The organism is Alitiscatomonas sp., from assembly GCF_037242085.1.
Classification (GTDB): Bacteria; Bacillota; Clostridia; order Lachnospirales; family Lachnospiraceae; genus Alitiscatomonas; species Alitiscatomonas aceti.
Window position 1 is genome coordinate 1 of the sequence record NZ_JAXXBR010000116.1, and the last position, 13,872, is coordinate 13,872.

A 13,872-nucleotide genomic window follows, 5' to 3' on the forward strand; every position below is an offset into this window, starting at 1 on the left:
AAACGCAAGAACCTGTAAGGGTCCGAGAAAGACAGTAGCAAACAAGAAGAAATAAGTTTTGTAACCAGTAGGTGAAAATGAATCACGTTGCATGTTTTAAAGACAGGAAACAGGGTTCAATATTCGAGAAAGTAGGTTAGTTTAAAATGGCTAAAAAAGTGTCCACTGCAAAGAAAGTGACAAAAAAGCGTATTAAGAAAAACGTTGAACGCGGACAGGCGCACATCCAGTCATCTTTTAACAACACAATCGTGACATTAACAGATGCACAGGGAAATGCTTTATCTTGGGCAAGTGCAGGCGGTCTGGGATTTAGAGGTTCAAGGAAATCTACTCCATATGCAGCGCAGATGGCTGCAGAAACTGCAACTAAGGCAGCTCTTGTACATGGTTTAAAGTCCGTTGACGTTATGGTAAAAGGACCTGGTTCTGGCCGTGAGGCTGCGATCCGTGCCCTTCAGGCATGTGGCCTGGAAGTAACAAGCATTAAGGACGTAACACCGGTTCCGCACAACGGATGCCGCCCGCCCAAACGTAGAAGAGTCTAATTAGGAGGAAAAACAATGGCAGTTGATAGAGTTCCTGTTCTTAAAAGATGCAGATCCCTTGGTCTTGATCCCATTTATTTAGGAATAGATAAAAAATCCAACAGAGAATCCAAAAAAGGCAACAAGAAAGTAAGTGAGTACGGCCTTCAGTTAAGAGAAAAGCAGAAAGCAAAATTCATTTACGGTGTGCTTGAGAAGCCTTTCCGCAACTACTACAAGAAAGCTGAGCGCTTAAACGGACAGACTGGTGAAAACTTGATGATCCTGTTAGAGAGCAGACTTGACAACGTTCTGTTCCGTATGGGCTTCGGCAGAACAAGAAAAGAGACAAGACAGATCGTTGACCACAAGCACGTTCTTGTAAACGGCAAGTGCGTAAACATCCCGTCTTATCTTGTAAAAGCCGGTGATGTGATCGAAATCAAAGAGAAGCACAAAGGCGACACAAGATACAAGATGATCCTTGACGTGACTGCTGGCCGTCTGATCCCGGCCTGGTTAGAGGTTGACCAGGAGAACTTAAAGGGTACAGTGAAAGCTCTGCCCACAAGAGAAGAGATCGACGTTCCGGTTGATGAGATGCTCATCGTAGAGTTATACTCCAAATAAAAATGATTCACCGAAGCGGCAGCTGCCGGGGCCCGGCCTGTTTTATACGGGCCTGGTTTCTGTGGGCCGCCGCTTCGCGGCATTTTGTTGCCCAGCATGTAAAAAAAGGTCCTCCGGGCCTTTTTTGAGCCAAAGCATACCCAAAAGGAGGGGCTTTTTGTGTTCGATTTTGAGAAACCAAACATTGAGATTGCTGAAATTTCTGAAGATAAGAAATACGGGAAGTTTGTCGTAGAGCCGCTGGAGAGGGGCTACGGTACAACTCTGGGTAACTCCCTGAGAAGAATCATGCTTTCTTCTTTACCGGGTTCTGCTGTCAGCCAGGTGAAAATCGACGGAGTTCTGCATGAGTTCAGTTCCATTTCCGGTGTCAAGGAAGATGTGACTGAGATCATCATGAACGTTAAGAGCTTAGCGATCAAGAATAACAGCGATACAAACGAGCCGAAGACCGCCTACATCGAGTTTGAGGGCGAGGGTGTCATCACAGCCGCCGATATCCAGACGGACGCTGACATCGAGATCTTAAACCCGGAGCAGGTCATCGCCACCTTAAGCGGCGGAGCCGACAGTAAGTTCTATATGGAGCTTACCATCACCAACGGCCGCGGCTATGTAAGTGCTGATAAGAACAAGAGCGACGACCTTCCCATCGGCGTGATCGCCGTGGATTCCATCTATACACCAGTTGAGCGTGTCAACATGGCTGTTGAAAATACCCGTGTGGGTCAGATGACAGACTATGACAAGCTGACACTGGAGATCTACACCAACGGCACGCTTGATCCGGATGAGGCCGTGAGCCTTGCAGCGAAGGTCTTAAGCGAGCATCTGAATCTCTTTATCGATCTTTCTGAAAACGCCAAGACCGCAGAGGTTATGGTGGAGAAAGAGAATAATGAAAAAGAAAAAGTTCTTGAGATGAACATTGACGAGCTGGAGCTTTCCGTTCGTTCCTATAACTGTCTCAAGAGAGCAGGCATCAACACAGTTGAAGAGCTCTGCAGCCGTACCTCCGAGGACATGATGAAGGTGAGAAACCTTGGAAGAAAGTCCCTGGAAGAGGTACTGGCAAAGTTAAAGGAGCTGGGCTTACAGCTCAATTCCAGCGACGAGCAGTAATTTTTAGAAACAGCACTGGGGCGGTAAGACCAAAGATGCGCGTCCCGGCGCAGGACAATTTATGGAAATACGGCGGCTGTCCAGTAAGACCAGAAGATGCGTGGATGGCTGTCCCACAAATGGAGGATTAAAATCATGGCAGGTTACAGAAAACTTGGAAGAACTTCTGATCAGAGAAAGGCTATGTTAAGAAGCCAGGTAACAAATCTTTTATATCATGGAAAGATCGTTACCACTGAGGCAAGAGCCAAAGAAGTAAAGAAGATTGCTGAGGGCATCATTGCTCTGGCAGTGAAGGAAAAAGATAACTTCGAGACTGTAAAGGTTACAGCCAAGGTTGCCCGCAAGGACAAAGACGGCAAGAGAGTCAAAGAGGTTGTTGACGGAAAGAAAGTAACCGTTTACGATGAAGTTGAGAAGGAGATCAAGAAGGATATGCCGTCCAGACTTCACGCAAGAAGACAGATGTTAAAGACTCTGTACGGTGTAACAAACGTTCCGACTGCTGCAGCAGGCAGAAAGAGAAACACAAAGAAGGTTGATCTTCCGGCTAAGTTATTCGACGAGGTCGCTCCCAAGTACGTTTCCCGCAACGGTGGATATACCCGTATCGTAAAGATCGGCCAGCGTAAGGGCGACGGCGCTATGGCAGTTCTTCTTGAGTTAGTTTAATCATAGTTCATATCGTACCATCAAAGGCAGACGTTCACTGGGAAATGTTTCCCGGAGGCCGTCTGCCTTATTTTTGCCACGATTTTTCACACTTTTGCCACAGGAATGAAAGAATATCTTAAGTTGACGGAGTATGGCCCTGGAAGGTATAATGATTGTAGAAAATAAGGAAAGGATAACCAGTGAACAGGGGGGACGACCATGAAACAGACATTAAAAAATATGAGGATCAGAAAATGGATGGGAGTGCTCTTTGCCGCAGTTCTTATGACAGCCCTGGGAGCCCAGACGGCCCTTGCGTCTACGGATTATGTAAAGAGTATCAGCATTACCCTAGATGTGGCTCCGGTTCCCGGAGAGGATCTTCCAGCCCTTCATTATGGATATACAGGTGATACGGGCTATGAGGTAAAAATCCCAAGCAACGAAAGATATGAGATCGTTTCAGCAGAATGGGGATCCAAGGTGGACGAGGCAAGACTTGGAGGTACCTACACCATTAAGATCACTCTGGAAACACTCAACGACTACCGGTTCAGCTCCAGCTACTCTTCTTCCAAGGTGACTGTAAGAGGCGGAGATTTTGTAAGTGCCAAGAGACAGGGAAGCGGCAAGCTTCTGGTGACGGTAAAAACCGATCCGGCCAAGGGCGACCTGGAGGAGCCTGAGGAAGCATACTGGAGCAGCGGAAAATACACCAGCTCTAAATTCGGTTATGCAGACTGGGAGAAGGTGGAGGATGCGGCTTATGACGTGTATCTGTACCGGGGTTCCAAGACCATAAAAAAGGTAACGGACCTGCACACCTCCTCTTATAACTTTTATCCCTATATGACATCTGAAGGAACGTATACCTTCCGTGTGCGGGCCGTACCGGCGGACAGCTCAGTTTCCAAATATGCGAAAAAGAGCGACTGGGTCACCTCTGACGAGCTCTATGTGGATGAGGATGAGGTATCCGATGGCTCCGGTCAGGATAAGGATGATAAAAACGACTGGGAAGACTGGTACGACCGGGACGGCTGGGATAACGTCGGAAACCAGGTGGGCTGGATCGAGAGAAGCGGCCGGTGGCGCTTCCGGTATCCCGACGGGACCTACATCCGTGACAGCTGGGGAAAGATCAGCGGCGTCTGGTATCTGTTTGACGGCAACGGCGATATGCTGACCGGCTGGCAGCTCCGGAGCGGGATCTACTATTATATGGATACCAGCGGAGCCATGAGGACCGGCTGGCTTCTGGATAAAAATGTCTGGTACTTCCTGAAGGATGACGGGGCCATGGCTGTGGGCTGGATCCAGCTTGGCGATAAGGCGTACTATCTGAATGGAAGCGGAGCCATGGTGACCGGTTGGCAGACCATCGACGACCAGATCTATTACTTCTATCCCGACGGCCATAAGGCGGTCAACGAGGTCATCGACGGCTTTTATGTGGATATGAACGGCGTGTGGAAACGGCCGTAAAATAGGAGGTTTCAACTTATGGTAAAAGGATTTAGGATAAAAGGGCTGGCCAGCATTATGCTGGCCGGCGTATTCTGCTTTTGTGCGGCAGTACCGGTGCTGGCGGCTGGAACGGTCCGCTCTCTGAACCTGAGGTTTGAGGATCAGTATGAGCTGGGAGTGATCGTGGAGCCGGAGATCACCTGTGTGAGCGCCGGGATCTCCATCGATTCCGTTACCTGGGAAAAGGATACGGATCAGTGGAAGCCTGGAAAGAAGGTAACGGCTGTCATTGAGGTCTCCAGTGACGGCGGCCGGGAGTTCCTCTCCAGCTATGGAGCGGAGTCCTGCAAGATCTCCGGAGCCAGGCTGACCTCTGCAAAGGGAGACGGGGATACGGCCATTATAAAGGCAAGCTATTACCCGGTGGTCCAGCTGGACTCCCCGGAGGAGGCCGGATGGAGTGCGGAAAATCCCCAGAAGGCAGTCTGGAAGAAAGCAGATCATGCCACGGCTTATGGGATCCGTCTCTACCGGGACGGATATCTGGTTCGGAACATCACTGCCACAGGAACGTCAAAGGATCTTTCGGAATATATGACAAAAGAGGGCAGCTATTACTATGAAATCCGTTCCATGGCTAAAGACGATTCCGATAGGAAATATATGAAGTCCAGCGAATATCTCACATCATCAGGAAAGCTTCTGGACGATATGGGAGATACGGAGGGCCGTTGGAGAACCTATACGGATGGGAAGAAATATGAAGGCGCGGACGGTGAGGTAGTAAAGGACCAGTGGTATAAGATCATGAACCAGTGGTACTACTTCGATGAGAATGGAACTGCGGCTACCGGCTGGAGACAGATAGACGGGATCTGGTACCGGATGGATCCGGAGGGCGTGATGCTCACCGGGTGGCAGAAGGTGGACGGCGTCTGGTATTATCTGAATCCGGACGGCTCCATGGCCGTGGGTTGGATCATGGATTCTCCAGGCCAGTGGTACTACTTAAACAGTGACGGGTCCATGGCGGCAGATACGGTAATAGACGGCTGCAGGCTGGATCCCAGCGGCCTCTGGGTGGAATAAGGAAATATGAAAAATAAATCGTGGGCGGTATGGCGGAAGCTGTGCGGCCCACTGTTGCGATTTGTTTTGTAAAATCTCTTGACGAACCGGAAATTATCAACTACACTTTAGGAACGAGTAAACAATCTGGAAAACGGATCAGACAGGCAGCCTGCTGCGTTCCGGCCGGGACCTGCCTGGAAAGAAAGGCCAGCTATGGGAATCATACGAGCAGTAAATCTGATATTTGACTATATCAGACACGATGAAGAGACAGATAAGGACGAGGTGAGCCATGCCCTCCGGGGGGTGAACCTGGATATCGAGGAGGGGAGCTTTGTGGCCATTCTGGGCCATAACGGCTCTGGAAAATCCACCTTTGCCAAGCTGATGAACGGGATCCTCCTTCCTTCGGATGGAACGGTCTATATTTCCGACATGAAGACCAGCGACGAGGAGCATCTCTGGGACGTGAGGAAGACCGCCGGCATGGTATTCCAGAACCCGGATAACCAGATCATCGGCAATGTGGTGGAAGAGGACGTGGGCTTTGGACCGGAAAATATGGGCGTGCCCACAGACGAGATCTGGAAGCGGGTGGACCGGAGCCTGGAAGCCGTGGGAATGACGGCGTACCGTCTCCAGTCGCCCAATAAGCTTTCCGGCGGCCAGAAGCAGCGGGTGGCCATTGCAGGCGTCATGGCCATGAAGCCCCAGTGCATCGTCCTGGACGAGCCCACGGCCATGCTGGACCCCAACGGCCGCAAGGAAGTCATAAAAACGGTCCATGAGCTCAACAAACAGGAAGGGATCACGGTCCTTCTGATCACCCACTATATGGAGGAGGTCATCGACGCGGACCGGGTGGTGGTCATGGATGCAGGCCATGTGGTCATGGACGGAACGCCCAGGGAGGTGTTTTCCCGGGTGAAGGAACTGAAACGATACAGCCTGGACGTGCCCCAGGTGACGGAGCTGGCCGATGAGCTGAAGGCCGCCGGCATGGAGATCCCCTGCGGGATCCTGACCATTGACGAGCTGGTGGCGGCCCTGGAGCCGCTGTTAAAAAGAAAAGAGGCTTAAATGGCAATCGAAGTAAAAAACCTGTGCCATATCTATGGACAGGATACCATATTTGAACAGTACGCGCTGAAAAACGTGGATCTGACCATCAGAGACGGGGAGTTTATCGGCCTGATCGGCCATACAGGCTCGGGAAAATCCACGCTGACCCAGCATTTAAACGGACTTTTAAAGGCCAGCAGCGGCGATATCCTCTATAATGGAGAGAGTATTTACAGAGAAGGCTTTTCCATGAAGGAGCTGCGGAGCCATGTGGGCCTGGTGTTCCAGTATCCGGAGCACCAGCTTTTCGAGGTGGATGTGCTCACCGACGTATGCTTTGGGCCGAAGAACCAGGGATTGTCCCAGGAGGAGGCAGAAGCCCGGGCAAGGGAGGCTCTGGCCTTAACCGGCCTGGACGAGAGCTTTTATAAGCAGTCCCCCTTTGAGCTTTCCGGAGGCCAGAAGCGCCGGGTGGCCATTGCGGGAGTCCTGGCCATGAAGCCGGAGGTACTGATCCTGGACGAACCCACAGCAGGCCTGGATCCCAAAGGACGGGACGATATCCTGGGCCTGGTGGCAAGGCTCCATGCCGAACAGGGCATGACGGTGATCCTGGTGTCCCACAGTATGGAGGACGTGGCCCGGTACGTATCCCGTCTGGTGGTCATGAACCATGGGGAAAAGGTTTTCGATGGGACGCCCAGGGAGGTGTTCCGCCACTATAAGGAGCTGGAGGCCATGGGCCTGGCGGCTCCCCAGATCACCTATGTGGTCCATGCCCTGCGGGAGCGGGGGATCCCGGTGGATGAGGATATCACCACGGTGGAGGAAGCGCGGGATGCGATCCTGGCCCTGTGGAAAAAGGCCAAAGGGACCGGCTGCTGCGGGGAGGATAAGACATGTTAAGAGATATTACGCTGGGCCAGTATTACCCGGTGGACTCGGTGCTCCACCGGATGGATCCCAGGACAAAGCTGTTCGGGACCCTGGTATATATCGTGACGCTGTTCATTGCGGATTCTGTATGGGCCTACGGCCTGGCCGCCCTGTTTTTGGCAGCCGCCATCCGCCTGTCCAGGGTGCCGATGAAATTTATGGTGCGCGGGCTGAAATCCATTGTGATCCTGCTCCTCATCAGCGTCAGCTTCAATCTGTTCCTGACACCGGGAACACCGATCTTTAAGATCGGCTTTCTTCAGATGACCTGGGAAGGCCTGGAATTTGCGGCCTTTATGGCGGTGCGTCTGATCTTCCTGGTGCTGGGCTCCACGATCCTGACCCTTACGACCACGCCCAACCAGCTGACCGACGGTCTGGAAAAAAGCCTGGGCTTTATGGGAAAGATCGGAGTCCCGGTCCATGAGGTGTCCATGATGATGTCCATTGCCCTGCGGTTCATTCCGATCCTCATTGAGGAGACCGATAAGATCATGAAGGCCCAGATGGCCAGAGGGGCTGATTTTGAAAGCGGGAATCTGATCCAGAGGGCCAAGGCCATGGTGCCTCTCCTGGTGCCGCTGTTCATCTCCGCGTTCCGGAGGGCCACAGATCTGGCTATGGCCATGGAAGCCCGGTGCTACCGCGGCGGCGAGGGGCGCACAAAGATGAAGCCTCTCCGTTATGAAAAGCGAGACAGGATCACATATCTGGTCTATGCCGGATATTTCCTGCTGTTCCTGGCGGCCAAAGCCGCAGCGTAACGGGAGATGGGATCGATATAGAATATTTTGAGGGATCATTTTATGAAACGGATAAAAATGACTGTGGCATACGACGGGACGGGCTACTGCGGCTGGCAGCTGCAGCCCAACGGCGTTACCATTGAGGAAATTTTAAATGGGACTCTTTCAGAACTTCTGAAAGAGCCTGTTTGCGTTATCGGGGCCAGCCGGACGGACTCCGGCGTCCATGCCCTGGGGAATGTGGCGGTGTTTGACACGGAAAGCAGGATTCCGGGAGAAAAGCTTTGCTATGCGGTGAACCAGAAGCTGCCGGAGGATATCCGGGTGCTGGAGTCGGAGGAGGTGCCCCTGGACTGGCATCCCAGAAAGCAGAACAGCGTAAAAACGTATGAATATAAGATCTTAAATTGCCGCATCAGCGTGCCCACCCGGCGGCTGTACGCCCATTTCTGTTATTACAGCCTGGATGTGGAAAAGATGCGCCAGGGAGCCGCATATCTTCTGGGAGAGCATGATTTCTCCAGCTTCTGTTCCTCCGGCCATCAGGCGGAGGAGACGGTGCGGACTCTTTATGATATTTCAGTGGACCGGGGAACGGATGATATCATCACCATCCGGTTAAAGGGCAGCGGATTTCTCTACAACATGGTCCGGATCATTGCCGGGACCTTAATGAAAGTGGGCATGGGAGTCTGGCCGCCGGAGCATGTGAAGGAGATCCTGGAGGCCAGGGACAGGAAGGAGGCAGGGGAAACGGCCCCGGCCAGAGGGCTCACCATGGTGGGGATCGAATATGAAAAGGAACCGGCTCTTATGGTGACCGGAGAAAATGAGCACTGGAGCTACATCCTGGACCAGGCAGAGCTGGAAACATCGAAGACCTCGGTGCTTAAGATCCTTTTCTGCGAGCCGGAGGAGGTGATCCGGCTGGTGCGCCGCATGGTCCACCAGGCGTACTGGAACGGCGCGGAGACTGTGTTCGTAGAAGCGCCGGAGGCCTGCGGGCTGAACGGAGCGGAGACATATGGCTTTTACCGTCTGGTGCAGGCGGAGAACGGCCGGTGGAGGGCTGTGGAAAAACGCCTGGTTTAGGGGACATTGGACGCTGTCCTATTGATTTACGGGGAAAAGTCGGATAAAATAGCAGTAGGAAAAAAGAGCGAAACAGGAGGGACAGGTATATGTATTATGTGGATTTAAACAGTGATCTGGGAGAGAGCTTTGGAAATTATACCATCGGCATGGACCGGGAGATCTTAAAGTATGTGTCCTCCGCCAATGTGGCCTGCGGCTGGCACGCCGGAGATCCCATGGTCATGGCAGAGACGGTGGCCATGGCCAGGGAATACAAAACAGCGGTGGGCGCGCATCCGGGCTTTCCCGACCTTATGGGCTTTGGCCGCCGGAACATGAACGTGACGCCGGAGGAGGCCAAGGCCTATGTGAAATACCAGCTGGGAGCTCTCATGGCCTTTACTGGGAGCCTGGGAATGAAGCTCCAGCATGTGAAGCCCCACGGAGCCCTTTATAATATGGCGGCAGTGGATGAAAAGCTGGCCAGGGCCATGTGCGAGGCTGTATATGAGGTGGATAGGGATATCATCTTCATGGGGCTGGCTGGCTCCTGGATGGTGAAGGCAGCAGAGGAAACGGGCCTTAAGGCAGCCAGCGAGGTCTTTGCGGACCGGGCGTACAATGACGATGGGACCCTGGTGTCCAGAAAGTTTCCCGGCGCTGTCATAAAGGATGAGGAGCTGGCCATCCGCCGGGTGGTGCGGATGGTAAAGGAAGGGACCGTGGAGACCATAAACGGACACGAGATCGCCATCCGGGCCGACTCCATCTGCGTCCACGGGGACAATCCCAAGGCCCTGGAATTTGTGAAAAATATCCGGGAAGCCCTGGCCGCCGAGGGCGTGGAGGTACGGAGCCTGGCGGAGCGGTAAGATCAGGCGGGGACGCGGACCGGCGGCCTGGGAAAGCCGGACGGCCTGCGGAAAGAAAGGGGAGATTCTGCTGTGGAAAAGATAAAATATCTGGTTTCCGGCGACTGCACGGTCTGCGTGGAATTTGGAAATGAGATCAGCCCGGAGATCAACCGGAGGATCCGGGCGTTTAAGATCGCTTTGGAAAAGGAAGCCATAGACGGAGTGGTGGAGACCATCCCCACCTACCGGTCCTTATCAGTGGTGTACAGGCCGGAGGTGATCCGGTTCGGGGAGCTGACAAAGAAGTTTGACGCAGTCCTGGAGACCATGGACAGCATCCAGATCCCGCCGCCGTCGGTCATCGAGATCCCTGTGCTCTACGGCGGGGACATGGGGCCGGATCTGGAATTTGTGGCGGCCCATAACCATAAGACCCCGGAGGAGGTCGTAAGGATCCATACGTCCGGGGAATATCTGATCTATATGCTGGGCTTTATCGCCGGCTTCCCGTACCTGGGAGGCATGAGCCGGGAGATCGCAGCGCCGAGGCTTAAAAGCCCCCGGGTAAAGATCGAGGGAGGCTCTGTGGGCATTGCCGGGGAGCAGACGGGGATCTATCCGGTGGCGTCTCCCGGCGGCTGGCAGCTGATCGGACGGACGCCTCTGAAGCTTTACGATGCAGAACGGGAAAAGCCGGTGCTCCTGGAGGCCGGCCAGTATATAAAATTCCGCGCAGTGGACGAGGCGGAGTACGAAGCCATCGAAAAGCAGGTGGAGGCCGGCACGTACCAGTATGTGGTCTTCCATAAGGAGGTGGAGTAATGGGGATCCGGATCCTGAACGGAGGTTTCCTCACAACGGTCCAGGACATGGGCCGCTACGGCAGCCAGGAAACGGGAATGGCCGTGTCCGGCGTCATGGACACCAGGGCTGCGGCACTGGCGGACATTCTGGTGGGAAACGATGAAAACGAGGCGGTCCTGGAAGTGACCATGATGGGACCCATAATGGAATTTACAGAGGATGAGCTGATCGCTGTTACCGGCGGCGACCTGGGCGCAAAGGTGGACGGAAATCCCCTGCCCCGGTATGAGGCGGTCCTTATAAAGGCGGGGCAGACCGTAAGCTTCGGCGGCATGTATGGAGGAAGCCGGGCTTACGTGGCGTTTGCAGGCGGTCTTGACGTGCCCGTGGTCATGGGCAGCCGCTCCACCAACCTGAAGGCGAAGATCGGCGGGATCGAAGGAAGAAAGCTGGGAGCGGGAGATGAGATCGGCTTCCGGTCGCCAAAGACCTGGCTTCCCAACATGGCCGCTAGAAAGCTTCTCCTTCCGGAGCTTTCCTCCAGAGAGCATACGCTGCGGGTGGTCATGGGGCCCCAGGACGACTGCTTTACAGAGGAAGGGATCTCCACGTTTTTAGGAAGCGCCTATACCATTTCCAACGAGTATGACCGTATGGGCTGCAGGATGGAGGGACCAGTCATTGCCCATAAAAACGGCGGAGACATCATCACTGACGGCATCAGCTTCGGCGCGGTCCAGGTGCCGTCCCATGGAAACCCCATTGTGATGATGGCAGACCACCAGACCACCGGCGGATATACAAAGATCGCCTGTGTGATCTCCGTGGACCTTCCGGAGCTGGCCCAGTGCATGCCCGGCCATACGGTCCGCTTTAAGAAGATAGGGATCGAAGAGGCCCAGGAGCTATACTGTCAGTGGCGGGATTATCTGAAACGGCTGGAGAAAGAGCTGAACTGCCCTGCGGAGTCTGCATCAGAGTTACAGGCAGTGGGACTGGCAGCAGCGGTAAACGAGGACCGGAGGTACTGGGGAGACCATGGGACCTACCGGGTGGTGGTCAATGGAACAGAATTCCTGGTGGAGCTTAAGCGGGAAACAGAACAGTTCCGGTAAAGGAGGAAGAGATGGCTTTTGATATTACACCGTATGTGGATAAGACCCCGGCAGAGGTACGGGCGCTGATCCGGGAGGGAGTGATCGATTTTCCCACTGCCGGTATGTGTCGGGGATACGCCCAGGCGAACCTGGTGATCCTGCCGCCGGAGTATGCGGCGGATTTTGAAGAGTTTACCAGAAGGAATCCGTTTGCATGCCCCGTTCTGGAGATCGTCCGGGGAACGCCGGAGACCCATGATATGGGAGAGGGAGCCAATATCGTTACAGATATCCCCAGGTACCGGGTCTATGAAAACGGAGTCTTCACAAAAGAGCTTACAGACGCGTCTGCATACTGGAAAGAGGGATATACGGGCTTTCTCATCGGCTGCTCCTTTTCCTTTGAGGAGGCGCTGATGGAGGCTGGGATCCAGGTACGCCACATTGCCCAGGGCCGGAACGTGCCCATGTATAAGACGAATATAGAGACTGTGAAGGCCGGCCCCTTTGAAGGCCCCATGGTCTGCTCCATGCGGCCCATGACGCCGGAGAATGCAAGAAAGGCGTATGCGATCACAGAAAAGATGCCCAATGTCCATGGTGCTCCGGTCCATATGGGAGATGGGGCGGAGATTGGGATCAGGGACATCATGAAGCCGGATTACGGCGATGCAGTGGATCTCTATGAGGGAGAGATCCCCGTATTCTGGCCCTGCGGCGTGACCCCTCAGGCAGCAGTGGAGCATGCAAAGCCGCCGGTGGTCATTACCCATGCGCCCGGACATATGTTTATCACGGATATTAAAAATTCTGAGCTCAACGGATACCTGGAGGCACGGAAGAGGAAGGCGGAGTAAAACCGGAAAAACCTTGATTTTTCGGCTGGATTTCGAGAAAAAATGGTTGACACACCCGGAAGAGTATAATATAATGTATAACTGTGACATCGGTTGAAAATACTGTTACCAAAGCCCCGGAAGCAGTGTTTTACGATAAATGAACAAAGTTGAGTTAAGCACAAACAGGAGGTCAACCCATGAAGAGCTTTATGGCTAGTCCGGCAACAATCGAAAGAAAATGGTATGTAGTTGACGCTACGGGATATACATTAGGACGTTTAGCATCTGAAGTAGCTAAGGTATTAAGAGGAAAGAACAAACCGATCTTCACTCCTCACATCGACTGCGGCGACTACGTGATCGTAGTAAATGCTTCCAAGGTAAAAGTAACAGGTAAGAAGTTAGACCAGAAGGTATATTACAGCCACTCCGATTATGTGGGCGGAATGAAAGAGACCACATTAAAAGAGATGATGGCTAAGAAGCCCGAGAAGGTTGTTGAGTTAGCAGTTAAGGGTATGCTCCCGAAGGGACCGTTAGGAAGAAGCATGATGACTAAGCTTCACGTATACGCTGGCGCTGACCACGAGCAGGCAGCACAGAAGCCGGAAGTATTAGAAATCAAATTTTAATCGAGGTCTGAAAGGAGGAAATCACAATGGCTAACGCAAAATTCTACGGAACAGGAAGAAGAAAAAAATCTATCGCCAGAGTATATCTTACTCCGGGTACAGGTAAGATCACTATCAATAAGAGAGACATCGACGAGTATCTTGGTCTTGAGACCTTAAAGCTCATCGTTCGTCAGCCGCTTGTTGCTACTGAGACAGCTGACAAGTTCGACGTATTAGTAAACGTTCGCGGCGGCGGATGCTCCGGACAGGCTGGCGCTATCCGTCACGGCATCTCCAGAGCCCTGCTTCATGCAGACGCTGAGTACCGTCCGGTATTAAAGAAAGCTGGTTTCTTAACAAGAGATCCGCGTATGA

Annotated in this window: 15 protein-coding genes and 1 pseudogene; all 16 read left to right on the top strand. The window is 53.1% G+C overall.

Translation table 11 applies throughout. The features are described 5' to 3' along the window. Positions 1 to 146: 146 nt before the first annotated feature. Positions 147 to 548 (top strand): 30S ribosomal protein S11, encoded by a 402-nt coding sequence (gene rpsK / locus WIH05_RS12080; RefSeq protein WP_022272203.1) that lies wholly within the window; start codon positions 147 to 149, stop codon positions 546 to 548. A 15-nt stretch (positions 549 to 563) separates the two neighbouring features. After that, positions 564 to 1,157, top strand: a complete 594-nt coding sequence (rpsD, locus tag WIH05_RS12085; protein WP_022272202.1) for a 30S ribosomal protein S4 — start codon at positions 564 to 566, stop codon at positions 1,155 to 1,157. A gap of 159 nt (positions 1,158 to 1,316) precedes the next feature. Then, entirely contained in the window at positions 1,317 to 2,279 is a 963-nt protein-coding gene (locus WIH05_RS12090) for a DNA-directed RNA polymerase subunit alpha (protein WP_022272437.1), read from the top strand. Between the two features lie 135 nt (positions 2,280 to 2,414). Next, positions 2,415 to 2,951 carry a L17 family ribosomal protein gene (locus WIH05_RS12095; RefSeq protein WP_337425444.1) on the top strand — a complete coding sequence of 179 codons (537 nt, stop codon included), beginning with the start codon at positions 2,415 to 2,417 and terminating at the stop codon, positions 2,949 to 2,951. A 201-nt stretch (positions 2,952 to 3,152) separates the two neighbouring features. After that, entirely contained in the window at positions 3,153 to 4,418 is a 1,266-nt protein-coding gene (locus WIH05_RS12100) for an N-acetylmuramoyl-L-alanine amidase family protein (protein WP_022272439.1), read from the top strand. An 18-nt stretch (positions 4,419 to 4,436) separates the two neighbouring features. Further along, positions 4,437 to 5,489, top strand: a complete 1,053-nt coding sequence (locus tag WIH05_RS12105) for an N-acetylmuramoyl-L-alanine amidase family protein (protein WP_022272440.1) — start codon at positions 4,437 to 4,439, stop codon at positions 5,487 to 5,489. 195 nt (positions 5,490 to 5,684) lie between these two features. After that, on the top strand, positions 5,685 to 6,551 hold the full coding sequence (locus WIH05_RS12110) for an energy-coupling factor transporter ATPase (RefSeq protein ID WP_022272441.1): 867 nt from the start codon (positions 5,685 to 5,687) through the stop codon (positions 6,549 to 6,551). Then, positions 6,552 to 7,439, top strand: a complete 888-nt coding sequence (locus tag WIH05_RS12115; RefSeq protein ID WP_158358108.1) for an energy-coupling factor transporter ATPase — start codon at positions 6,552 to 6,554, stop codon at positions 7,437 to 7,439. It begins immediately after the preceding gene. Beyond that, the gene (locus tag WIH05_RS12120) at positions 7,433 to 8,233 is read left to right on the top strand and encodes an energy-coupling factor transporter transmembrane protein EcfT (RefSeq protein WP_337425445.1); all 801 of its coding nucleotides are present in this window, start codon (positions 7,433 to 7,435) and stop codon (positions 8,231 to 8,233) included. Before WIH05_RS12115 ends, WIH05_RS12120 begins: the two co-directional genes overlap by 7 nt. Before the next feature lie 42 nt (positions 8,234 to 8,275). Further along, positions 8,276 to 9,013, top strand: a pseudogene (gene truA, locus WIH05_RS12125) (tRNA pseudouridine(38-40) synthase TruA); the annotation flags it as partial. A 383-nt stretch (positions 9,014 to 9,396) separates the two neighbouring features. Next, positions 9,397 to 10,161, top strand: a complete 765-nt coding sequence (locus WIH05_RS12130) for a 5-oxoprolinase subunit PxpA (protein ID WP_337425446.1) — start codon at positions 9,397 to 9,399, stop codon at positions 10,159 to 10,161. A gap of 72 nt (positions 10,162 to 10,233) precedes the next feature. Beyond that, positions 10,234 to 10,965 carry a 5-oxoprolinase subunit PxpB gene (pxpB, locus tag WIH05_RS12135; protein ID WP_262426706.1) on the top strand — a complete coding sequence of 244 codons (732 nt, stop codon included), beginning with the start codon at positions 10,234 to 10,236 and terminating at the stop codon, positions 10,963 to 10,965. Then, positions 10,965 to 12,062 (top strand): biotin-dependent carboxyltransferase family protein, encoded by a 1,098-nt coding sequence (locus WIH05_RS12140; RefSeq protein WP_337425447.1) that lies wholly within the window; start codon positions 10,965 to 10,967, stop codon positions 12,060 to 12,062. Before pxpB ends, WIH05_RS12140 begins: the two co-directional genes overlap by 1 nt. An 11-nt stretch (positions 12,063 to 12,073) precedes the next feature. Beyond that, positions 12,074 to 12,901, top strand: a complete 828-nt coding sequence (locus WIH05_RS12145) for a putative hydro-lyase (protein WP_022272448.1) — start codon at positions 12,074 to 12,076, stop codon at positions 12,899 to 12,901. A 179-nt stretch (positions 12,902 to 13,080) separates the two neighbouring features. After that, entirely contained in the window at positions 13,081 to 13,515 is a 435-nt protein-coding gene (gene rplM, locus WIH05_RS12150) for a 50S ribosomal protein L13 (protein WP_022272449.1), read from the top strand. Positions 13,516 to 13,541: 26 nt separating this feature from the next. Then, a partial coding sequence (gene rpsI / locus WIH05_RS12155; RefSeq protein WP_337425449.1) for a 30S ribosomal protein S9 occupies positions 13,542 to 13,872 on the top strand: 331 nt, incomplete at its 3' end.

What these genes read in the sequence shown, in the direction of transcription:
- WIH05_RS12120 (WP_337425445.1), top strand. Translation starts at nt 7,433, where the DNA reads ATGTTAAGAGATATTACGCTGGGCCAGTATTACCCGGTGGACTCGGTG.
- WIH05_RS12095 (WP_337425444.1), top strand. Translation starts at nt 2,415, where the DNA reads ATGGCAGGTTACAGAAAACTTGGAAGAACTTCTGATCAGAGAAAGGCT.
- WIH05_RS12140 (WP_337425447.1), top strand. Translation starts at nt 10,965, where the DNA reads ATGGGGATCCGGATCCTGAACGGAGGTTTCCTCACAACGGTCCAGGAC.
- WIH05_RS12100 (WP_022272439.1), top strand. Translation starts at nt 3,153, where the DNA reads ATGAAACAGACATTAAAAAATATGAGGATCAGAAAATGGATGGGAGTG.
- WIH05_RS12145 (WP_022272448.1), top strand. Translation starts at nt 12,074, where the DNA reads ATGGCTTTTGATATTACACCGTATGTGGATAAGACCCCGGCAGAGGTA.
- rpsK (WP_022272203.1), top strand. Translation starts at nt 147, where the DNA reads ATGGCTAAAAAAGTGTCCACTGCAAAGAAAGTGACAAAAAAGCGTATT.
- WIH05_RS12105 (WP_022272440.1), top strand. Translation starts at nt 4,437, where the DNA reads ATGGTAAAAGGATTTAGGATAAAAGGGCTGGCCAGCATTATGCTGGCC.
- rplM (WP_022272449.1), top strand. Translation starts at nt 13,081, where the DNA reads ATGAAGAGCTTTATGGCTAGTCCGGCAACAATCGAAAGAAAATGGTAT.
- WIH05_RS12115 (WP_158358108.1), top strand. Translation starts at nt 6,552, where the DNA reads ATGGCAATCGAAGTAAAAAACCTGTGCCATATCTATGGACAGGATACC.
- WIH05_RS12130 (WP_337425446.1), top strand. Translation starts at nt 9,397, where the DNA reads ATGTATTATGTGGATTTAAACAGTGATCTGGGAGAGAGCTTTGGAAAT.
- rpsD (WP_022272202.1), top strand. Translation starts at nt 564, where the DNA reads ATGGCAGTTGATAGAGTTCCTGTTCTTAAAAGATGCAGATCCCTTGGT.
- WIH05_RS12110 (WP_022272441.1), top strand. Translation starts at nt 5,685, where the DNA reads ATGGGAATCATACGAGCAGTAAATCTGATATTTGACTATATCAGACAC.